The following is a 254-nucleotide window of genomic DNA, read 5'->3' as shown; positions in this document are numbered from 1 at the left end:
GCTGGATGTCGCGAGCGGGCCCGGTGCTCTTGCGGCGGAGGCGGCAAATCGCGGCGCGCGCGCCGTGGGCGTTGACTTGTCCCCACGGATGGTAGAGCTGGCACACCAACTGCATCCTGCCATAGAATATCGTGAGGCAGACGTAGAACATCTCCCATTTCTCGATCATATGTTCGACGCGGTCGTCTGCGCCTTTGGGCTTGGACATTTTCCCCACCCGGAACTTGCTGTCGCAGAGTGCGTCCGAACCTTAA

1 protein-coding gene is annotated in these 254 nt (G+C 60.6%); it reads left to right on the top strand.

Going from position 1 to position 254, the window contains the following annotated elements; genetic code table 11:
• Position 1 precedes the first annotated feature (1 nt).
• Positions 2 to 254 (top strand): class I SAM-dependent methyltransferase (locus tag XH80_RS43800; RefSeq protein WP_442869087.1); only part of this gene is annotated, 253 nt, incomplete at its 3' end.

Origin of the sequence: Bradyrhizobium sp. CCBAU 45384 (genome assembly GCF_028128665.1) — a bacterium.
Taxonomy (GTDB): domain Bacteria; phylum Pseudomonadota; class Alphaproteobacteria; order Rhizobiales; family Xanthobacteraceae; genus Bradyrhizobium; species Bradyrhizobium manausense.
The sequence above is the reverse complement of the archived record's forward strand: the minus strand, read 5'-3'. Positions and strand labels throughout refer to the sequence as shown.